Origin of the sequence: Companilactobacillus nodensis DSM 19682 = JCM 14932 = NBRC 107160, from assembly GCF_000615905.1 — a bacterium.
Lineage (GTDB): Bacteria > Bacillota > Bacilli > Lactobacillales > Lactobacillaceae > Companilactobacillus > Companilactobacillus nodensis.
Window position 1 is genome coordinate 1 of the sequence record NZ_BAMN01000016.1, and the last position, 22,972, is coordinate 22,972.

Consider the following 22,972-nt stretch of genomic DNA (forward strand, 5'->3'; position numbering starts at 1 on the left):
GTTCAATTAATTTCAACATCATAATTGGTATTGTTGATTACCTACTAATAATACTACGTTTTGCTCCAAATTGTCTAGATAAAAAAATACCAAAGACGATTGTGTCTTTGGTATCAAAGTTGCTATTTACTTGTCACTGCTTAGTTCTGGTGCGTCAGTGGTATAGAGATCTAGCATTGACTTGTTATCATTTTGGGCTAATAAACTAGTTCCGTTCTTACCTCTAGCCTTCTTGAGCTCTTTCAATGCAGTACTCTTCTTATATGAATAGTCCTTTTTATTTACTTTGGTGAATCCAGGTACAGTATGGAATCTTAGTAGATCACCATTTATTACACGATCAGATAGAGAAAGTTCAGTTGTAACCTTATTAGATAACTTAGCTTTCTCAGTCGCAGGTATCTTCTTATCCACTTTACCCGTCTTGGTATTATAGTAGGAACTTCCGACTTTGGTGATATTTGGAGTAACAAAATCACCATTTCTAAATGCTACAACTTGTGGGTGATCCTTAGATAATAGATCACTACCAAATTGAATCATATTCTTGTCGCTTACGCCTAGTAAGTTCAACAGTGTTGGAAGAACATCAATTTCACCACCATAAGTATGGTTGATTCCACCTTTTAGTCCATCCATATGAATCATAAACGGTACACGTTGGTATTGAGCGTTGTCAAAGTCATTGAATCCTTTGATTCCAGTTAACTTAGACATAGCTTTCTTATGGTTATCTGAAATACCATAGTGATCACCATATAATACGACCATACTATTCTTATCGAGTCCCGTTTCCTTCATCCAGTTCATGAACTCACCGATAGACTCATCTAAGTATCTAGCTGTCTGAACGTATCCATCAACCGTCTTATCCCCAGTATCCGTCTTAGATATACTCTGGTTCTTCTTATCCAATGTATATGGATAGTGGTTGGTTACAGTAATTAGTTTTGCATAGAATGGTTGCGGCAATTGTTCAACATACTTAGCCGAATCCTTCAAGAAAATCTTATCCTTCATACCATAACCGACTTCATAGTCCTTCTTGATCTTATAGTAATCTGAACTGAAGAAGTAGTCGTATCCCCATGACTTATATGCATTATCACGGTTCCAGAAACTTGGAACATCCCCATGGAATGAAGCTGTAGTATAACCATGTTGGTCCAAAATAGCTGGTGCTGCCTGGAATGTATTAGTTGTACCATCAGTAACCATAGCTGAACCTTCTGGTAATCCGAACAATGAGTTCTCCAACATCAATTCAGCATCGGCAGTCTTACCCTGTCCAACTTGATTAAAGAAGTTGTCAAAACTTAGAGTATCGTCCTCATGATAAAGTTTATTCAAATTAGGAGTTACTTCTTCCCCATCCCACTTGAAGTCGATCATAAACTGTTGAAGACTCTCCAAATGAATGACAAAGACATTCTTACCCTTAGCTACACCTGTGTATTCAACATTTGGTGTCACATAGTTGTTCTTCATATACTTCTCTATCGAATCCAGGTCTGAACTCTTAGACTGTGCCTTAACAGCATTAGTTTGCGAAGTTTTAACTACATCATAAATATTAAAAACATTAAGTCCTAAGTACTTAACAATGTAGTTATTATCAAATGTTCTTGTTAATAATTGTGAACGATCACTTTCAGCTAGCGTCAAGTTGGCACCGAATAGAAGAACCGCAAGTGAACTTATCAATACTGGAATTCTCCAATTCAGTCGCTTAACATCCATTCTTATCACATGGAATGCAAGCAATAGTACTAATATCAAGACATCTAAGAAGACCAAGAAGTCAGTTGGCTTAACGATTCCAAGAATACTCTTACCTAGGTTATTGGAAACTGAGCCTGAACCCTTGATCAGAACCATTGTTAGAAAATCCGAGAATTCACGATAGTACAAAATATTAGAGAATAACCATACAGTATCCAAGAAATCAACTATCAATAAGAATATGTATGACTTTCTCCCTTTCATATATAACGCGATACCAAATAGCAATAACATTATCGGTATTGGGTTAATTATCATCAAGAATGTCTGAATCGACCCTTTAACACCTAAGTTAAACTTATTTTGATAGGCATATACAGTTTTAATAGTGTATAAAAGTACAGCCAAGACTACGAATCCCAGCCTAGTATTTAAAAAATTAGAAATACTTTTAGCAATACGCTTCATTATTTACGCTCCATAGATTTACTAACAACTTTTACGATGTCTCATTTAATTTTGGGTTTCTTCGAAACCGCAATAATCCCCAAAAACATCCCCAAATAATATGTAATAAATCTCCATAAAAACATACCTAGAATCAAACCTGATGGTGAAGGAATGAATCCAGCAAACAGTGTTTTGAAACTAAATTCCGCTCCACCTGAACCCCCAGGAATCGGAAAAATAGATGTGATCATTACAATCATTATGTGCATCACTAAAACATCAACAACATTTACATGATCACAATTGAGTGCCAACAGTACGAAATAAACTACAAAATAGTATAAGAATAGTTGAACAATCGTTAGTAATGACGCTTTGATAACTTTTTTCTTCTCACGCTTTAATACTAAACTCTCATTGTAGAAACTATCAATACTTTCAATAGTTGACTTTAAAATTCTATCACGTTTCTCCTCTTTTAGAAAAAACAAAATAGGTTTAAGAATAACATGAACCATTTTCTTAGTGAAATCATAATAATACATGACCATTAGCAAAAATGAGATGGTAATCAAATGAATGACCATTCCAAACAAAATTAAAGTAGCAAGTCCCGAGAAATGTTGTGCAACACTCCTAAAACTCACTACCATTGCAACAACGAAATTAACCAATACCATTGCTTGGTAAATAATAAACTTCATCAACAATACTGAACTTGCTCGTCCAGGATCAATCTTAGACTGCATCAAACCAACTAGTTGAGCTGGTTGTCCACCAGAAGAAAAAGGTGTTATAGCATTAAAAAGTGCCTGGATAAGGGGAATACGATACATTTCCCAAACACCAAACTTTCGATCTTCCTTCTTTTTTAACAGCGTATGAAGTACCAACGCCTCTACTGCATAAGACAAAAGAATTGATAAGAGTGCCACGCTAACCAGCCATAATTTAAACTCTTAAAAGTTGTAACCAGTGACCGGAAATCAATTTTTCTAGCTTCCCACCAAAAAATACTGATTCCTAGCCCCAGCATTACAAATAATGCAACTATATTTTTTCTACTCATTATTTATCCCGTTTAGCGATTTTATATTGGTCAGTATAGAATTCATACCAAATCTTACTTAAATTATCCTCTGAATACTGTTCAGTGGCTTCTCGAGACTTCTTCTTAAAAGCCTTAAGAATATCTCTGTGTGCTGCAGCCTTGTTAATAAAATCATTCATATCTGAATAATTTCTAGCTGGCTGATAATATCCATAGATTATAGCACGATAAAGATCCAAATCTCTCAATAATACAGGTGCACCACAAGCAAATGCCTCTAATACAGACATTGGGAACAGTTCATCATACGATGGCAACAAGAATAAATCACAAGCATTATAATAATCAACCAATTCATTGCGATCAACGATACCAGTAAACTTCATATTCTTAGGAGCATTATCGATCATGTCCTTGTAGCGGTCATATCCATCAGTGATCTTACCAAATGAAAATCCACCTGCCCAAATAAATTGGATATCTGGATTACCCTTAGCTAATTTGTAAAAATCATCGATACCCTTGCGTTCTTGAACTTGTCCATCACCGAAAACGATGAACTTGTCTTCAGGTACACCGATCTTTTTACGAAAAGCCTTTTTCTCTTCAGCAGACTTCTCATAAAAGTTCTCAGTCGAAACAAAGTTAGGAATATATTTGATTTTCTTACGATCAAGTCCATGAGCCACTAGTTTATCAATAAAAGTTGGATTCACAACAACTATTTGATCCATTCTCTTATAAAAATTAATTACGTATTTATAGAAGATTGACTTAGCAGGTTCAGGCAACTTTATACTACCTTCAAGTGTTTCTGGCAAAAAATGAACATAGCCTATCTTACGGCCTCTTTTTTTAGAAAAGGTTGAAAGATAGAACTGCGGATCGATCGTATGATAATGACTCAAATCACTGCGTCCATAATCGTTTATTTTGATCTCGAATTTGTCACTTAAACGTTCTTTCAGCAAGTTGATCAATTCTTTGTAGGCACTGCCGACACCTTGTCCGGCAACTTTATCTGCTGATGAAAACATTGTTATCTTAATCATTCGAATACTCCTCCGGATCTATTGACGAATCTGAAAGTTCTTCCCTGACAAAGTATTCTTCTGAGCGATGGTAGAAATCTAAAATAGAATTACCAAAACTATCCGAAGAAATATTGTAAAGGATCTTCTGCCTTGCATCACGATCATCAAATGAGCTCGGGTGATCAAGGTAGGCAATAATTCTAGGTACTAACTGACTGTCTTGAGAGAATGTTACACCAACTGAAGGATCTGTCAAAAGCTGATCTGTGTACGGTGCACTTCTAACTACGATCTTCAATCCTGAAGCAATGGCCTCAATGTATGTTAATCCTTGAGATTCCGTATCACTCGAGGACACAAAAATATTCGCCATATGGTAATATGGTGAGATTTTATCATGATCAACTTCACCGGTAAAAGTGACACTATCACTGATACCTAAGTCTTTAGACATTTGAACTAGTTCATCCATATCTGGTCCATCACCGACAATAACTAATTTAATGTCCGGATTGTACTTTAATAATTCTGGCATTGATCTAAGCATGTGATCAATTTTCTTTTCCAAGGCGATCCGACTCAACATCAAAATAACTGGTGTATCTTCTGAAATGCCAAGTTGTTCACGTATATCTAACGCATTGACTGGCTTAGTGTACTCTGACAAGTCAACTCCAGTTGGAATAATTGAAATTGGTGCCGGTACATCATATCGATCTAGTGTCGATTTAACTTGTTTACTTGGAGCAACAACGCCCGAAGCATTTTTTAAGAACATTCGTGACATTTGCTTAACATGATATGGCTTGAGTAAATGTCCATTCAAGACATAGTGTAAATAATCCTCGTACATTGTGTGATACGTGTGAACAAACGGTATCTTTAATTGCTTTGCAACAAATTTACCCATCATTCCCATTGAGAATTCCGTCTGCGTGTGAACAATATCTAGCTTCAATTCCTTAGCAAGATCAACCGCATGGAACATTCCTCTAATGGCAATTCTTCTATCAGTAAATGATATGAACGGAACACTTCCTACACGGAAAATATTTGGTTCAATTGTTTTTTTAGAAACATTAGGATCAGTCGTTGTAAAAATATAAACCGAATTTCCTTTTCGTTCCAAATCGTTCTTTAATGTCTGGATCGATGTAGCTACTCCACTAACTTGAGGGAAGTATGTATCGGTAAAGATTCCGATATTCATAAAAACATCTCCTCACAATCTTTATAATGATGATTATAACAAAAAAAAGGAGGAATCACTTCCCCCTTTATAGTCTTAATTAATTAATTTACTGAAATTGCGGTTTTTCATTAAGAAATAAAAAATTGCAGCTCCAATCGCAACTACGACAACTTCGCCAAGTGCCACTGATCCAGCGTTGATCCAAAATGGTATCTTCAAGACAAAATGTAATTCCGCACCAACGATAATTCCGTTAACAACGGCACAGATTACTGGAACTGTCCAGATCCATTTCATCTTAGATGGAACCAGTGTAATCAAGTAACAAGCTACGGCTGTTGCTAGTGTACCAACTATCATATCGATAGCTGTAACACTGAAGATATTGGAAATAAAACATCCAATGATCAATGACCAACTGTACTTGTGATTGAAAAATGGCAATAACATCAGGATCTCAGAAACCCTAAACTGAACTGGGCCATACGAAAAGGCTGATAGTCCAGGTGCAGCCGTCACCGCCACATACAAGGCAGCAATAATTGCTAACTGAGTTATATCCCTAGTCTTTAATTTGTTCATAGAAAAAAATCCCCCACTGTTTTTATTTTGGACAGGTTACCAGAAAAACTGTCTTAAATAGATTAACGTATTTTAGATTAGACATCAAATAAAAAAAGAAGCCAAATGGCTTCTTCTAATTTTAATATTAGTTATTTGCTGTAATTCGGTGTTTTGCCAATTCAGCATCGATTTGGTCTAACACTTTTTGGAGATCATCTGGATTCTCAACGAAGTCATACTTGTCTCCATCAATCTTCATCTTAGGACTGTAATCATAGTCATCATACCAGCCATCATAACGGCCAAGTAAGTTATGGTAGTACTCAACCAATGATGGATCTTGTTCTGGTTGTTCGTAATCACGACCACGTTTCTCAATGCGCTTGATCATCGTATCATATGAAATATCGATATGAACTAGCAAATCAGGAGCTTTTTTAGCAGCAGCAAATGGTAATTCTTGCATCATATTGTCTAGCAATTCATCATAAACTTTAACTTCTTGTGGTGTAGCACGTCCCATATCAGCGTTCATATGGAAGAATAATGAATCCTCGTAAATTGAACGGTCCAATACATTATTATCATCCACCATTGCTTGTTTGATAGACTCAAAACGTTTGTTCAAAAAGTAAATTTGTAATAGAAATGCATATTTTTTAGGATCAGCATAAAAAAGTGGTAACACGGGATTGTTATCTACTTGTTCATAGAATGCCTCTGTTCCTAAATGTTTTGACAAAATAGTTGCCAATGAACTCTTACCGGCTCCAATAGTGCCGCTCAATACGATCATCATTATTCTCCTCCAACCAATTCATTAAATAATCTGTAAAAAATCAACATTCACTATAATACCACTTCATGACTAGATATTGTATACAAATATAAGTCTTAACCATATATGGTAGTGATTTCACATGTATACTCCTTGACACGGTGGGATTCATATTCCTCAAAAATTCTAATTTCACAATATAATTGCCATCAATGTTAGAATATTAATGCAAAATGGGAGGAGCAAAAAATGGCAATCAGACATAAGAATTATATTCCAGATAATATCGAGGTTCGTGGTGCAAATGCCAACAATCTCAAAAACTTAAATATAGATATTCCACTAAATTCATTCGTGGCGATCACCGGTGTTTCCGGATCAGGAAAATCATCCCTCGCAATGGACACCATCTATTCTGAAGGTGCTAGAAAATATCTCAACGCTCTATCAACATACACTAGAAGACGTATCACCCAAATGGGACGTTCAAATGTCAAAGAAATCAAAAACCTCCCTTCAACAATTGCTTTACGCCAAAGACCCGTAGTCCCTGGTGTTCGTTCAACAGTCGGAACAATGACAGAAAGCTTGAACATCCTACGACTAATGTTCTCTAGACTTGCTTCTGTCAAATGTCCTAATGGACATCGCTTGGACCCTACTCTAAAAATATCTCAAGTTATGGACTTACCTACATCAGATGACGAGATGGGTGTTTTGACTTGCCCAGTTTGCCATGTTCATTTCATGGCATTCGGTGCAGAAGACTTTGCCTTCAATTCAACTGGGGCTTGCCCAACTTGCCAAGGTACAGGATTTCTTAAGACGATTGAGCTTGATAAGATCATCCCTGACAAGACTCTGACTATCTCCCAAGGAGCTGTCCGTTCATGGCGCCTACCTGGACGTTCACTTCAAATAGAGCTTGCCGAACAATTAGGAGTTAGAATCAACGTTCCGTTTGACACATTGACCGATAAAGAAAAAGATATCGTTATTAACGGTAAAGGTGTCAAACGAGAAGTCATCGTTCCTACATCAACTGGTAAGTCATTCAAACTAAATGCACTGTACGAAAATGCTATCGATTCTGTAAAACACAGTTTGAAGAGCGCCAAAAATGAAAATACATTAAAACGCTTGGGCCGATTCTACTCGACTAAGGAATGTCCTAATTGTTTAGGCAGTCGCTTTGATCCCAAATTATTCAATAATGAGTTAGTCGGCAAAAACATTGCTCAAGTTTGCCAACTAAGCATTAATCAACTACAAGACTTCTGCGCGGAAATTCTAAACTGGTTACCTGAAGATATGCAAAAATTGGGTAAAAATCTAACTAACGAATTATTGGAGTTACTACAACCGATCGATGATCTAGGATTAAACTACCTGACTTTGACACGTGCCGGTAATACTTTATCAACCGGTGAATTGCAACGAATTCAATTAGCTAGAACTATCCGTAACCAAATGACTGGTGTCCTGTACGTCTTGGACGAACCCAGCGTTGGCTTGCATCCAGCTAATGTCACAGGATTAATCAAGATTCTGCGCGAATTGGTTAAACTTGGTAATTCACTAATCGTGGTCGATCACGATACTAGTATCATTGCTGCCGCTGACTATGTCATTGAAATTGGTCCATCATCCGGTGCTAGTGGTGGGAAAGTCATCTCGCAAGGTACGGTCGAAGATATCAAGAATAATCAAGACTCAGTGATTGAACCCTACTTAACTGGTAAGGCTAATATAATTCAGCACAAACATATTGAACCCTTTAATAAGGGAACAATCGATGTAGAAATCAGTGACCGCTTCAACATTCACAATATGAAAGCAAAGTTCAGTAAAGAATCATTGAATGTCGTCTCTGGTATGTCCGGATCAGGTAAAACCACACTCGTCTTCGACAGTTTCATCAATGCTCTTGAAGACAGAATAAATGGTGACCCGATGCCAAGTTTCGTTAAAAAACTCGATACTGATGGTATTAAAAATGTCCTAACTGTCGATTCAACACCAATCGGTAAAAATGTCCGTTCCACCGTCGCTACATATACCAAGATACTCGATAAGGTCCGCAAACTATTTGCTGGAACTGACCAAGCCAAAGCCAAAAAGTACACTTCTAGTTATTTTTCTTACAATAATAAAGAAGGTGCCTGTCCTAACTGTGGCGGTACTGGTGTAATCACTCTGGATATCCAATACCTTCCGGACATGGTTGAAACTTGCCCCGTCTGCAACGGTAATCGTTACAACTCGGATATCTTGGCAATTACTTGGCACGGTAAAAATATTGCTGAAATATTAAACATGTCAATTACCGAAGCTGCTGAATTCTTCAAGGATGAGTCCAATATTGAAGGTACCATTGATACTCTGAATGAAATTGGCTTGAGTTACTTAGAACTCGGCGAAAGCACTCCTACCCTATCTGGTGGTGAGGCTCAACGTCTCAAACTAGTTACTTATATGAAGCGAAGCCAAAAGAATCAATTATTTGTCTTCGATGAGCCTAGTGTCGGTCTTCATCCTAAGGATGTTTCAGTTTTGATAAATGTCTTTAATAAATTAATTAATAATCATGCTACAGTTATTGTTATTGAACATGATTTAGATATTATTGCTAACGCTGACTATATTAATGATCTTGGCCCTGAAGGTGGTATCAACGGTGGTAAAATTATAGCCAGTGGAACTCCAAAAGATATTTGTGCGGCAAGCAATAGTATTACCGGTAAATATCTTCAAGAGCACATGAAACTATTTAACATTTAAAGGAATAACTATGAAAAAATCATCTATCATTGCTGGCCTTGTGGCCATATTCATCGGTCTAACTGCTACTGGTGTAACGGCAAAGGCTACCGTTAAAGCAAGGAACCTCACATCCATCGAAACAAGTGTTAATCATGCCGCGCCAGAATTACCACTCGTCTTCTCACATCGCGGTAGCCCATATAATCAACCTGAACATTCATTTGCTGGTTACAATACTGCTATCAAAGATGGAAGCCAATATATCGAACAAGATGTTTGGTTAAGTAAGGATGGCAAATTGTATGTTTCACACGATGACAACTTGAAACGTACCACTGGTAAAAATCTTAAAATCTCTGATTCAACATCTAAAGAATTATCTAAAGTAAAACTGATTAATGGCGAGAAATTACATCAGCTAAGTGACATCTTCAAACGCTACAAACAAAATGTTCATTATATTATAGAAACAAAAAAGAATGCTGGCGATAATACTGATACTGAAAAGGCCCTAGTCAAAGGTTCTGAATAAATATAAAATGAACAAAAATATCATTAATGCAAGACTCAAGCATCCCAGGTATTAAAGAGTTCCATAGCAAGAAAGCTCAAAAGAACATTCCGATCCTCTGGCTGTTAGATTCTGTCACCGAAAGACAATACAATGAAGAAATCGATAATGCACCTCGGTATATTAAATTCATCTCGATTGATCAAACTCAATGGACAAAGAAACTCATCAAAAAAGCCCATGACAATGGATTCAAAACCAATGCCTGGACTCTCAATACTTATAACGATAACTACAATGCATTAAATGTTTATAAATTTGATAGTGTCTTTACGAATAATACCAAAGAGACCAACAAACTTATTAATAAATGGAAATAGTAAAAGCTAGCCAATCGGCTAGCTTTTTTTAACGCTTAAAATAGGATCAAATAATTTCAAACCAATACAATCTGTCGGACCAAGATCCGTAATTGCCAAATCTGGAATAGCAGTAATTGGTAGAAATGTCATATAGAACATTGGATCGTCAACTTTACTTCCTAAATCACGCGCAGCTTTGAGGATACTCTTTTCTTGCTTAACCACTTCCGCAGGACTTGCTTCAGAAACAATTCCGGCAATTGGTAATGGCAAGAAACTGAGGACTTGATGATCTTTAACAACGATTTGTCCGCCACCACGAACTATCAATTCATTAGCTGCGAATGCCATGTCTTCTGCATCCACGCCCATAACGATTAAATTATTATCATCCGGTGCAGCGGTCGATGCCATTGCACCAGCTTTAAGTCCCCAGCCCGATGTGAACCCTAACGATTTATTACCATTGATACCAAATCTTTCAATTACGGATACCAATGCCACATCTTTGGCTGGATCGATTTGAATCTCATGATTCTTTACTACTAATTCAACATCACGACGTTTTCTAACGAAAGGACCGACACTCTTAATGGTTTCAACATCAGCGGTACCATTTTCGATATCTACATTATAAATAAAATCGGCTGCTTTTAAGTGATCTGCTTTAACAGAAGTCATAATATCTTCTGAATACTTCATTTCTGGAACAGCATTTGCATCAACGACTTTACCTTTGGAAATAACTTCTGAAATTTCAAACTTATTCAAGTCTTCCACAAATAAAATATCTGCATCACGATTGGGCGCGATCATTCCAACCTGGTCGTCAATTCGATATGCTTCAGCAGAATTGATTGTTGCCATTTGAATAGCAGTCAATGGTGGAACACCCGCTTGAATTGCCAAACGAACTACGTGATCCAAATGACCAAGTTCAGCAATATCAGTGGCTGTAACGTCATCCGTACAAAAACTAACATGGCGAGCAACATCGGCAGTGTTTTCAGTGATGGCACGAATATTTTCCTTTAAGAAATGTGTAACTGATGATTCTCTAACAACAACGTTCATACCTTTACGAGCTTTTTCTAACAATTCCTCATGATCGTAGCTTTCGTGATCAACGCGGACACCACTCATCAAGTATTGATTGAGTTTGGTACCACGTGCCATAGGAGAACATCCCCAAACAGGCTTATGAGCCTCTTTGGCGTATAACATAGTCTTCAATGTGTCGTCATCCAATTCTTGGATGTCTTCACGGACTGTTTCCCAAACACCATAGACGTTGGAATGCTTAAGCAATTCTGATTGCATGTCAGAATCAATATTTTCAGCGATCGTCGATTGTGGAATTGTATAGGGTGTCTTGAATGGAGCACCCCAGAACAGTTTCAAATCTGATTGATCGATTTCTTTAAAGATTTCTTTGAGGCCTTTCAGACCAATTACTGAAATATACTCATCTAATCCTGAAATAATACTTGTTGTACCATGTGGAACAACCGCATGAGCGAAGCTCGTCATACTTAACTTACTACATTCAACATGAATATGACCGTCGATCATACCAGGAACCAAGTACTTACCTTCTGCGTCGATCACTTTAGTGTAATCACCAAAGTATTCTGAAACATCTTCATCAACAGCAACAATTTTATTTTTGTAGATGGCAACTTGTGCCGGATAAATTTCTTTGGTTGAAACATTTACTAATTGTCCATTTTTGATAATCGTATCAGCTGGAATTTCAGCCGCTCCAGCTCGAATCAAGTCTTTGAAATCATTCAAATCTAACAAGGTAGTGCCTCCTATTTAGGTAAGATATTAATTGTGTAAAGCAAGATAATAAATACAAAGAATAAGATATACATAATTGGATTAATTTCTTTTCTTCTACCCGCAGCCATCATTGTAAGTGGGTAAGCTAAGAATCCAAAGGCAATACCATAAGAAATATTGTAAGTAAGCGGCATACCGACGATTGTTAAGAAGGCAGGCATAGCAATTTCAAATTTGCTCCAATCGATTTCTTTCATTGATTGTGCCATCAAGATACCAACGATGATCAATACTGGTGCTGTGACATTAGAAGTAACAACAGTCAGTAGTGGTGAGAAGAACATTGCTAGTGCAAATAGAACACCCACAACTAATGAAGTAAGACCTGTACGTCCACCAATGGCAATACCAGCACTTGATTCAACATACGCTGCTGTTGGAGTTGTACCCATTACAGAGCCACCAAGCATAGAAATCGAATCGGCCATCAATGCACCACCGATTCTTGCATCTTGTTGTCCTTCATGAATCCAGCTTGTGATGCCAAACCAATCAAAGTACCGGCAGTATCAAAGAATGCAACTAGTAGGAATATAAGAACAACTGCCCACAATTGAGGTTTTGTAATAATATCTCCCAGATGCATTACTCCGACACCAAATGTAGGTTTCATACTTGGAATCGTTGAAACAATATGTGTTGGTAATGGAATTAACTTCGTTACCAAACCTAGAATAGTTGTTAAAACCATACCGATGAAAATTGAACCTGGAACTTTTTTAGCCATCAATCCACCAGTTACTATTAATCCAAAAATAGTTAACCAAGTAGTTGGTACTGTAAATGATCCCATGGCAACAAGTGTTGACTTACTACCGGTGATAAGACCACCACCCTGGAATCCAACGAAAGCAATAAAAATACCAATACCAGCCGCCATCGCTAGTTTTAAATCATGAGGAATTGCATCAATAACAATTTCACGTAATTTAACTAATGAGAGGATCAAGAACAAGATACTGGAAATAAATACTCCAGCCATTGCTGTTTGCCAAGGAATACCCATGGCTAGTACAACTGAATAAGTAAAGAATGCATTGTCCCCAAGTCCGGGTGCAATTGCGATTGGATAATTTGCTAATAATGCCATTAATACTGAACCTAAGATTGCTGATAAAGCAGTCGCTGTAAAAACAGCTCCCTTGTTCATTCCCGCATCCCCTAATACTTGTGGGTTAACGAACAAGATATACGCCATCGAAACAAATGTTGTTAGTCCGGCCAAAACTTCACGTATCACGGTTGTTCCATTCTCTTGAAGATGGAATAACTTTTCAATAAAACTTCTTTGGTTCATTGAGGTATCCATTTTATTTAATCTCCTTTTGCGTTAAGTACAATTCTCATACTCGTTTACAACAGAAGTATCTCAAATTTATATAATAATATCAAGTAAAACACGATTGAATTTTATAAATATTTTTCTATTGTTCGTATTTAACAAATATTTTTATGTTTCAAACGGTTGATTAATAATTTTATCCTTGTTATTCTTAACATTGTAAAACAATACAGATTAAGGAGCTAATCAACTTGTTACCCAAAACAATTACGAGAGAATTCATAGAAGGATTACCAAAAGCTGAACTTCATTTACATCTGGAAGGAACGCTCGAACCTGAATTGAAATTAAAATTAGCACAAAAGAACGGTATCGATATCGGTCAAACTACTATAGAAGATGTTCGCAAATCATATGATTATGATTCCTTGGCATCTTTTCTGGCCGTTTACTACCCTGGAATGAATGTTTTACAAACAGAAGATGACTTTTATCAATTAGCAATGGAATACTTAAAACGAGCCAAACAAAATGGTGTACGACATGTCGAGATGTTCTTCGATCCTCAAGCACATTTAACACGTGGAATTTCTTTTGAAACATTTATCCACGGATATCATCGTGCTTGCGTCGACGCTAGTGCTTTCAATGTGGATGCACATTTGATCATGTGCTTCTTACGTGACATGTCATCTAAGTCAGCCAACGAAGTACTCAAAATGGCAGAACCATATCGTGACATGATTCTCGGTGTAGGACTCGACTCAGACGAACATCACAACCCACCATTGAAGTTTGCTCGTCCATACAGTGACGCCACATCTCAGGGCTATCACACGACTATGCACGCCGATATTGACCAAGTAGATTCAATTGATCATATCAAACAAGCCTTAGAGGTCATCGAAGTCGAACGCTTGGACCATGGAACTAATATCGTCGAAAACCAAGACTTAGTCGATTGGGTCAATCAAAAGAAATTAGGACTAACAAGTTGTCCACTATCTAACGGTTTTGTAACTAACGATATGAAGGGTAAAGAAATGATCGAACTGATGGAACAAGGCGTTAAAGTTTCCATTAATTCTGATGACCCTGCCTACTTCGGTGGCTACATAGCTGACAACTACGAAGCTCTGGCAAAAAATTACAATTTAACTGCTGAACAATTAGTAACATTTGCGAAGAATTCATTTGAAACTTCTTGGATCAGTGATTTTCAAAAAGAAACATATCTAAAAGAAATCGACGATTTTGTAAATAAGTTTTAATCGAAAAAAAAGCTTTCGGCTATTGATTAATAGTCGGAAGCTTTTTTATTCCGTTCAGTATTTGCCGCCTACGGTTGAAAGTGATTGATTCGCAGTGGGACCGTCTTCAGCCAAAGTACGGTCTGAAGACTCGATTTTGAACTCCGCATAAACCGCAGATTTCAAAAGTCGTCCTGTGCTGTAAGGCGGTCAACTCACCGCCTAACACCACGGTCACTGCCGAATCATCACTTTCAACCTCCGGCTCATATACATGTTCTATAAATATTAGATGGATCTCGTCAGATTAACATACTACAGAAACCTAGCTGGAAGGTAAAAATATTCCATCAGCCGTGAAATGGTGTTGAACGGTGGTCTCTCCGTTCTTACACCAGGGACGAGCTTGGAGATTTTCGAAGAAAAGATTCAAGTCGAGGTTCGAGACCTTGGCTCGAACCGGTCCCCACGGCAGATGAAATATTTGTAACCGGAAGCGGCAAAAGAAATAAAACCCTATTTAATATCCTTACCCTCATAAGCATTCAACAAAACCTGTTTCAATTCAGCAATCAATGGTTCCTTAGGATTAGCAAATGAGAATTGATCTGCGAAGGCTGACTCAGCTAATGAGTCAACTTTCTTATCAAAGTCAGCTTTGTTGATACCATTGTCTTTTAGACTCAACTTAACATCAACACGATGTGCCAAATCAATGATTTTATTAATCAAACCATCACGTAATTCTTCATTGTTCTTTCCATTTAAACCAATTGAACGTGCGATTGTCGCATAATCTTCATCAGCTCTGAAGTTCTCATACTTAGGCCACATAGCAATCTTTGTAGGTTGTTCAAAGTTATATCTGATAACTTGTGGCAAAGCAATGATCGAAGCAAGTCCATGTCTGATGCCAAACTCATTGTTCAAGACATCAGTAATTGAATGACCAACACCAGCAAAGGCATTACCAAATGACATACCGGCTAGAGTTGAAGCATTGTGCATTTCTGCCTGTGCATCAGGATCTCCGTTGTATGCCTTAGCCAAATTATCGAAGACCAACTTGATAGCTTGCAATGCATATGGACGTGTGTAATCAGATGCCATATTTGAAACATAAGACTCGATGGCATTGTTCAAAACATCCATCCCTGATTCAGCAATTACATCCTTTGGCATCGTCTCAACAAATTGTGAATCGACAATAGCAACATCAGGTGTCAATGAATAATCAGCAATTGGATATTTAACACCAGTTTTAGAATCAGTTAATGAGGTGAATGGTGTAACTTCTGAACCTGTTCCAAAAGTCGTTGGAATGGCAACAAATTGTATCTTCTCAGGTTTAGGGAATTTGTAAGCACGTTTTCTAATATCAATGAATCCTTGTTTTGCACCGAATAAATCAACATCTGGATGCTCATAGAATAACCACATATCTTTAGCAGCATCCATTGTCGTTCCACCGCCTAAGGCAATGATCGTATCTGGTTTGAAGAGTTTCATTTGAGTAACCCCACGCTGAACCATGTCAGTTGTAGCAACTGAATCTACATCTGAGAACATTGAATACTCAACATTAGTCTTACTACGTTTTAGCTCATCAACAATTGTATTCACGTACCCCAGTTGAACCATAACTGGATCGCAGACGATGAAAGCTCTACTCATTCCTTGTAAGTCTTCAAGATAACGTACTGAAGTTTTTTCAAAGTAAACACGAGGCTGTTTGATCCATTGCATATTGTTTCTCCGTCTAGCAATCGTCTTAATATTAAGCAAATCAAATGATGAAACGTTATGTGAAACTGAATTCTTACCCCATGAACCGGTACCTAATGTTAATGATGGAATCATTTCATTATACAGATTACCGATACCACCAATGGCAGCAGGTGTATTAACGAGGACACGACTGGCTTTCATCTTAATACCAAATTTTGTTGCCAAATCTTCGTCCATTGTATGAATTGCGACCGTGTGACCAAGTCCACCGAAGTGAAGTAATCTGTCAGCCTTGTCAAAAGCATCTTTATGATCCTTTGCCTTGAACACTGATAGAACTGGTGAAAGTTTTTCAGCTGAAAGTGGTTCACTTGGTCCGATTCCTGTGATTTCAACACCGATGACTTTAGTATCATCAGGAACCTTGATACCCGCTAATTTGGCAATTTCTACAGCTGACTTGCCGGCGATTGGACCTTAACCCCGCCTTCAGGTCTGAACATTGCATCAGCCAAAGCCTTGTGATCGCTCTTTTTAATGAAGTAAACCTTATTCTTTTCTAATTGTTCTTTAACTTCCTTATAAATATCTTGATCAACGATTGCACTGTTTTCAGACGCACATACCATACCGTTATCAAATGTCTTGGAAAGTACGATATCATTGACCGCACGTTTGATATTGGCTGTCTTCTCGATATATGCTGGTCCATTACCGGGTCCAACACCAAGTGCAGGTTTACCAGTTGAATAAGCTGCCTTAACCATGCCAGGGCCACCAGTTGCTAGAACACTGGCAACATCGGGATGATTCATCAGCGCTGAAGTAGCTTCAATACTTGGTTTTTCGATCCATTGAATAACATTCTCTGGAGCTCCAGCTTCAACAGCAGCTTTTAACATAACTTTTGCGGCAGCCACTGATGATTTCTGTGCTTGAGGATGGAAGCCAAAAATAATTGGATTACGTGTCTTCAATGCAATCAATGACTTGAACATTGTCGTTGAAGTTGGATTAGTGACTGGTGTAACACCTGCCAGAACACCAAGTGGTTCAGCAACCTTGATCAAACGGTGTTCTTTATCATCTTCAATGATACCAACCGTCTTATCACGTTTGATTGAGTGCCAGATTTCCTCAGTCGCAAACATATTCTTGATAACTTTATCTTCAGTAACTCCACGACCAGTTTCTTCATGTGCTAACTTAGCCAATTCAAGACTTGCATTCAATCCAGCAATTGCCATGTGATGAACAATGTGATCGACTTGCTCTTGAGTGAAGCTATCCATGACGTTCAAAGCCTTTTGTGCTTTGGCAACCATAGTATCAATAACTGGACCTACTTGATCCTTTTTATTTTCAACTACTACTTCTTTAGAATCCTTTAACATTACAATACCTCCAAGACAGAATAATATTTTGTTAATTAATTCACGTTATATATTTCACGCTCTATCTTAGCATTGTTTGAAAATATAGCAACGGTTTTCAGTTAAAATCTTATAATATTACCAAAATGTATAAATATCTACCAATAATCATTGTTATATCAACAATTAATTGTGAAAATGTTTTCATATATTTTACGATTTGTATAGTATATTTGTAATGTGATTTTTGTGAAATAATATTCAATCACTACTACTGGCACAGTATTTTCTATTGTTACGTAGCTTCACAAGGACACAAAAAATAGAATACCCGAAAGTATTCTATTTTTGATGTCTATCTAAACATTGTTTTAGCAGCTCTAGCCATAACCTTAGGATCCTTTTCATAGTGATGCATTGGCGTCATTTCTGTCAAAGGAATTCCTAATAGTGTATATACAGCTCTTTGAGCTGCTCTGAATGAATATTGCTCTGTAAATACCATATCAAATGGTTGTTCACAGAATTGACTGATAAATGCCAAGTTCTTGCTGTGCTTTGGAACAACATCTGGACGATCTCCGACCGCTCTTTGGTTGAACATTGCGCTAGCATATGGAAGATATACAGGAATCACATTAACGATACTATCCATAATTTCTTGTGTGTGATTCTTGATGTTATCTTTACTTGGATCAACTTCAGCCAAGTGACCCAGTAATTCTTGAAGCATCTCTTTACCAGTCATCTCAATAACTGGTTTTTGTACATAATCCCCATTGCGACGTGGATACATGAAGTAACCCCAGAATGTTGATTCATTTGGTTTTTGTGCCTTAAAGTGAGGTTGATGGTGAATAACTAACGACATCAAAGATGTACTGTCGATCCATGTATTCAAGGCATTACCAGGTTCTTGTTCTGTAATACGTGAGATCTCGTTAAGTAAGAAATGATTATTAGTTGTAACCGTGAAGCTCAACCATTCACTTTGAGTACGATCACCAAAGAATTTATCAGGATTACCTAATTGATAGAATTTATTTGCGGCTTTCTTCCAAAGTGCAGCACTTGGAGCATACTCATCTTTTTCAGTAATTGCAGTATTGATATCACCAATCGATGAACTATCAGTAATTGACCCATTAGTATCAAAGACTAAGTCATTCTCATCAATATCGAGATGACCTTCTTTATTATCATTATCTACTTCTTCATACTTCAAGCCAGTAACGATAATATCATCTTGTAATGGTGTATCTTTGAATTCAATATCTGTAACTTTACGATTATTAATGAATGTTACACCACGATCTTCCAAGTACTTACGCATTGGCAAAATAATACTTTCATATTGGTTATATGGTGATCTTGTTACACCTTCCAATGTATTGATACGTGTGAATTCAAGAATCATCCGATTCATATAACGACGTAATTCAACTGCTGAACTGGCACGTTTGAATGCAAATGTTGTTTGCCACATGTACCAGAAATTAGTTGTGAAGAAATGTGGGCTGCTTGCAAAATACTCCGCAATGCTGACATTATTTAGCCGTTCCTCATCTTTTTCAGGCATCATCATTAACTTAGTCAACAACATTCTGTCCTTATTGTTGAATTGCATGTGTCTGTAATTATCTTTATTGTTCTTAACACGTGGTCCATTATGGTCGATCAAACGACCCACATCGTGTGTTGGATGTGCGTGATCAAAATTAAGAATATCGTCTGTAACTGTTTGACCCGGATTGTCCAATGATGGTACTGAACGTAAAACATCCCAAAGATTCTCAAATGTTTCTTCATTCAACATACGACCACCTTTGGCCAAGAAACCTTTGTTATTGGACAAGGCTTGATTACTATATTCATTTTCATAGTCAGAAACTGCAGCACCATCATTGGCACCGTGTTCTTCCAGTCCCATCATAGTGATTTGGTCACCCTTGAAACCACCGTCACGGATCAAATAAATACCTGCAGCTAAATTACCGATACCAGTACCAATCATATAAGCTTTTCTCGTCATATTATGACCTCCGTTCAAATTGTTACTCCCTACAACCTAAATATAGCTAGTTTGCGAACAAATGTAAAGGCTTTCTAAAATATATAGCTAAAAATTGATAAATATATAATTTATTTTTTGATAATTGATTTAATAAAAAAGACAGGACAATTAAGCCCCGTCTTCTATTTTGTTAATCTAACTACATCACGAACAATCATTAACTCTTCGTCTGTTGGAACAACTAATACATCGACTGATGAATCATCAGTACTGATCTTACGGATTCCCTTGCCATTTTCGTTGGCATCCTTATCAATCTTAACACCCATATAATTGAAGCTATTAGCGATCAATTCACGGATCCAAGGATTTCCTTCACCCATTCCAGCAGTGAACAGAATCACATCTGTACCACCGAGTAAGGCAATATATGAACCGATATACTTAACAATACGATTAATGAAGATTTCAATTGCTAATTCAGAACGCTTGTTGTCATCCTTTGTAGCAATCAAATCACGCATATCAGGTGAAACACCTGAGATACCAAGTAATCCGGATTTGTTATTTAGAATATCGATCATATCTTGAATATCAGTGATCTTAAGTTTTTGCATTAAGAATGCAACCAATGAAGCATCAATATCACCTGAACGTGTACTCATGGTAATACCTGCAAGCGGTGTGAATCCCATTGATGTATCAACAGACTTGCCACCTTTAATAGCATCGATTGAAGCACCACTACCCAAGTGAGCAGAAATGATCTTCAAATCTTCAATTGGTTTGCCCAAGAAGTCAGCAGCAGCCTTTGAAACATAGCGGTGGCTAGTTCCATGTGCACCAAACTTACGAACACCATATTTTTCGTAATATTCATATGGCAAACTGTATAGATAATTTACGGGATCCATTGTTTGATGGAACGATGTATCAAATACAGCAACCTGAGGAACATCTGGAAGAATCTTCTCAAATGCTTCGATACCAGCAGCTTGGCCAGGGTTATGCAATGGAGCAAACTCTGACAAGTCCTTGATCTGTTTGATAACCTCTGGTGTTACAACGGCTGAATCCTTAAAAATATTTCCACCGGCAACAACACGATGACCGATACCAGTGATTTCATCATAACTACCGATGATCTTCATTTCCAACAATTTTTCCAACATCATATTAACAGCTGTAATGTGATCTGGAATATCGCCAACCTTGCTGAATTTTTCACCATTATACTTAACTTCAAACACTGAGTCTGATAGACCGAGACGATCTACCATCCCTTTGGCAATTACATTTTCTTCTGGATATGAATAAAGTTTCCATTTTAATGTAGAACTACCTGAATTAACTGCAATAATCTTCGACATGCTATTCACCTAACCTTTAAAGTTGTTTCTTGCCCAATCTTGTAATTGATCTTTGAATCCCTCAAATAATTTTGGTTGATTCGTATCTGGAATTGTACCCATCAAAACGTTATCTGCTTGCTTAGAATTGCCACCATGCTTTTGTAGTACGACGACCGCTTTTTGTGCTTCTTTGGAAGCAAATAAGTTTGAAGGCAAATCTAATACTGCTTGTAGATAAACGCTAGAAACCATCCATTCAGAAAGCTTCTTGGCTTGTTCTGTCTGGAAGATCTGTGACGGCACAATGAAGATACCAACACCACCATCATTCAAATTATTCATAGTTTGTTCAATCAAGAGATGATGTGCATATGAATGTCCTTCATCTGACTTGGTCTTGAACTTGGCAGCATTCTCGTCAATTGGATAATATCCAACTGGCAAGTCAGCAATTGCCATATCAATGTCTGTAACTTCCCACTCTGAGATACCGTCTTGATGGTAAGCATCAAGATTGATATTCATACTTCACTGAATGATTTTGATAAAGCAACCAAGCCATCATCATTATCGATTGCGGCTGCGTTAATTTTGAAATCACCAGCTTGTTGTAATTGTTGGATAAACTCAATTAAGAAATTACCTGTACCAACTGTCGGATCAATCAAGTTCAATTCATTCTTACCCTCTGAATGCAAGATTTCAAAAGCAATCAGACTAGCAATCAATCCAATCATATCGGGTGTCATCAATTTGTTGACTTCAGAATTATCAACTTTTTGGTCTTTGATGATATTAACTGTAATAGCTTGTTTCAATTGTGCTGGAGTCAATCGTAATTGTCTGAGTTCAGCATAAATCTTTTCTAATCGTGACACTGTTTCTTCATCGGGAGCACCGTTTTCTACAAACACGTGCCCATCTGCAATATTAGTCAAGTTTTCGGACAAAGCATCCAAATAACTAGTACCAAGTGACTTCTTTAGTAAAGTGGTAGCTTGATCTAATTGATCATAGTACTTTTGCATATTCTCTTCTGCCATAATTTACCTCTTTAATAACATACTAAAATATTACCGTCGAAAGCGATTTAATTCAAGGGGTTGTAGCGTTTCCATAAATTTAACGTTATTAATTTTAGTGTTGTTAATAATTTCTTGCCGATATTTCTCATCAAGTTTTTGATAATTTCTAACTTGTCTTTCAAAATAAGCATTACTAAATCCTATCACTAAAACGGCAATAGATAAAATCATAACTGCATTGAGAATAATAGTTCCTGATTTTTTACGATTGATTCGGTTCATTAATTAAGTACATCTCAGACTTTCGACCAGATTTATCGGTTGTACGAATCACATAAACATTGCCTTTTTGCTCAAACTTAATCTTTTTTAAATTTACCAAAACTGGCATATGCCTCCAACTTCGGCTCCTGTCATACGCAGCATATTGTTCTGGTATGATTCAATTGAGTATCGTTTGTTACCAGACACTTCGAAGATTATTTGTTGATCATTACTTTCTAGTACTTTGGAATGCAAAAACAAATCTTGAATCCGTTCGTTTGAAATGTGCCAGCGTAATACTTCACTTCTTGTATTAGATTCTACTTTTTTAACTATCTGAAGTGATTGTTGTAATATTCCTAGAGTCATGACAGTTACCAACAACGCAATTACGGCTTCGGCTAACATAAAT

16 protein-coding genes and 3 pseudogenes are annotated in these 22,972 nt (G+C 37.1%); 4 read left to right on the forward strand and 15 right to left on the reverse strand.

Annotated elements, in window-relative coordinates; genetic code table 11:
• Positions 1-126: 126 nt before the first annotated feature.
• The 6 genes and pseudogenes from JCM14932_RS10295 to JCM14932_RS10320 form a co-directional block, all read right to left on the reverse strand.
• On the reverse strand, positions 127-2,190 hold the full coding sequence (locus JCM14932_RS10295; protein ID WP_025024776.1) for an LTA synthase family protein: 2,064 nt from the start codon (positions 2,188-2,190) through the stop codon (positions 127-129).
• 41 nt (positions 2,191-2,231) lie between these two features.
• A pseudogene (locus tag JCM14932_RS15305) lies at positions 2,232-3,241 on the reverse strand (lysylphosphatidylglycerol synthase transmembrane domain-containing protein).
• Positions 3,241-4,275, reverse strand: a complete 1,035-nt coding sequence (locus JCM14932_RS10305; protein WP_025024777.1) for a glycosyltransferase family 4 protein — start codon at positions 4,273-4,275, stop codon at positions 3,241-3,243. Before JCM14932_RS10305 ends, JCM14932_RS15305 begins: the two are co-directional and overlap by 1 nt.
• Positions 4,268-5,467, reverse strand: a complete 1,200-nt coding sequence (locus tag JCM14932_RS10310) for a glycosyltransferase family 4 protein (RefSeq protein ID WP_025024778.1) — start codon at positions 5,465-5,467, stop codon at positions 4,268-4,270. The genes JCM14932_RS10305 and JCM14932_RS10310 overlap by 8 nt, the downstream gene beginning before the upstream one ends.
• Before the next feature lie 75 nt (positions 5,468-5,542).
• Positions 5,543-6,031, reverse strand: coding sequence for a QueT transporter family protein (locus tag JCM14932_RS10315; protein ID WP_025024779.1), 489 nt, complete (start codon positions 6,029-6,031; stop codon positions 5,543-5,545).
• A gap of 127 nt (positions 6,032-6,158) precedes the next feature.
• Entirely contained in the window at positions 6,159-6,809 is a 651-nt protein-coding gene (locus tag JCM14932_RS10320; RefSeq protein WP_025024780.1) for a deoxynucleoside kinase, read from the reverse strand.
• Between the two features lie 231 nt (positions 6,810-7,040).
• Here JCM14932_RS10320 and JCM14932_RS10325 point away from each other — a divergent pair, with 231 nt between their 5' ends.
• The 3 genes from JCM14932_RS10325 to JCM14932_RS17235 are packed head-to-tail and all read left to right on the forward strand — an operon-like array spanning position 7,041 to position 10,445.
• On the forward strand, positions 7,041-9,572 hold the full coding sequence (locus JCM14932_RS10325; protein ID WP_034543171.1) for an excinuclease ABC subunit UvrA: 2,532 nt from the start codon (positions 7,041-7,043) through the stop codon (positions 9,570-9,572).
• A 10-nt stretch (positions 9,573-9,582) separates the two neighbouring features.
• Entirely contained in the window at positions 9,583-10,086 is a 504-nt protein-coding gene (locus JCM14932_RS17230) for a glycerophosphodiester phosphodiesterase (RefSeq protein ID WP_025024782.1), read from the forward strand.
• Between the two features lie 26 nt (positions 10,087-10,112).
• On the forward strand, positions 10,113-10,445 hold the full coding sequence (locus tag JCM14932_RS17235; RefSeq protein WP_025024783.1) for a glycerophosphodiester phosphodiesterase family protein: 333 nt from the start codon (positions 10,113-10,115) through the stop codon (positions 10,443-10,445).
• Between the two features lie 18 nt (positions 10,446-10,463).
• On the opposite strand, the gene JCM14932_RS10340 is transcribed toward JCM14932_RS17235, so the two are convergent.
• The gene (locus JCM14932_RS10340) at positions 10,464-12,230 is read right to left on the reverse strand and encodes an adenine deaminase C-terminal domain-containing protein (protein ID WP_025024784.1); all 1,767 of its coding nucleotides are present in this window, start codon (positions 12,228-12,230) and stop codon (positions 10,464-10,466) included.
• A gap of 11 nt (positions 12,231-12,241) precedes the next feature.
• A pseudogene (locus JCM14932_RS15315) lies at positions 12,242-13,581 on the reverse strand (NCS2 family permease).
• A 224-nt stretch (positions 13,582-13,805) separates the two neighbouring features.
• On the opposite strand from JCM14932_RS15315, the gene add reads away from it, so the two are divergent.
• On the forward strand, positions 13,806-14,825 hold the full coding sequence (gene add, locus JCM14932_RS10350; protein ID WP_025024785.1) for an adenosine deaminase: 1,020 nt from the start codon (positions 13,806-13,808) through the stop codon (positions 14,823-14,825).
• A 495-nt stretch (positions 14,826-15,320) separates the two neighbouring features.
• On the opposite strand, the pseudogene adhE reads toward add, so the two are convergent.
• The 7 genes and pseudogenes from adhE to JCM14932_RS10385 form a co-directional block, all read right to left on the reverse strand.
• Positions 15,321-17,926: pseudogene (gene adhE, locus JCM14932_RS15320) on the reverse strand (bifunctional acetaldehyde-CoA/alcohol dehydrogenase).
• A gap of 334 nt (positions 17,927-18,260) precedes the next feature.
• Positions 18,261-19,937, reverse strand: a complete 1,677-nt coding sequence (locus tag JCM14932_RS10360) for an oleate hydratase (protein WP_025024786.1) — start codon at positions 19,935-19,937, stop codon at positions 18,261-18,263.
• Between the two features lie 164 nt (positions 19,938-20,101).
• Positions 20,102-21,289, reverse strand: coding sequence for an acetate/propionate family kinase (locus JCM14932_RS10365; RefSeq protein ID WP_025024787.1), 1,188 nt, complete (start codon positions 21,287-21,289; stop codon positions 20,102-20,104).
• Between the two features lie 9 nt (positions 21,290-21,298).
• Positions 21,299-21,796, reverse strand: a complete 498-nt coding sequence (locus tag JCM14932_RS17240; RefSeq protein ID WP_235700587.1) for a class I SAM-dependent methyltransferase — start codon at positions 21,794-21,796, stop codon at positions 21,299-21,301.
• Positions 21,793-22,314, reverse strand: a complete 522-nt coding sequence (locus tag JCM14932_RS17245) for a class I SAM-dependent methyltransferase (RefSeq protein ID WP_235700588.1) — start codon at positions 22,312-22,314, stop codon at positions 21,793-21,795. The genes JCM14932_RS17240 and JCM14932_RS17245 overlap by 4 nt, the downstream gene beginning before the upstream one ends.
• A 30-nt stretch (positions 22,315-22,344) precedes the next feature.
• Positions 22,345-22,578 carry a hypothetical protein gene (locus JCM14932_RS10375; RefSeq protein WP_025024788.1) on the reverse strand — a complete coding sequence of 78 codons (234 nt, stop codon included), beginning with the start codon at positions 22,576-22,578 and terminating at the stop codon, positions 22,345-22,347.
• A gap of 93 nt (positions 22,579-22,671) precedes the next feature.
• On the reverse strand, positions 22,672-22,968 hold the full coding sequence (locus tag JCM14932_RS10385; RefSeq protein ID WP_025024789.1) for a hypothetical protein: 297 nt from the start codon (positions 22,966-22,968) through the stop codon (positions 22,672-22,674).
• Between the last annotated feature and the right edge of the window lie 4 nt (positions 22,969-22,972).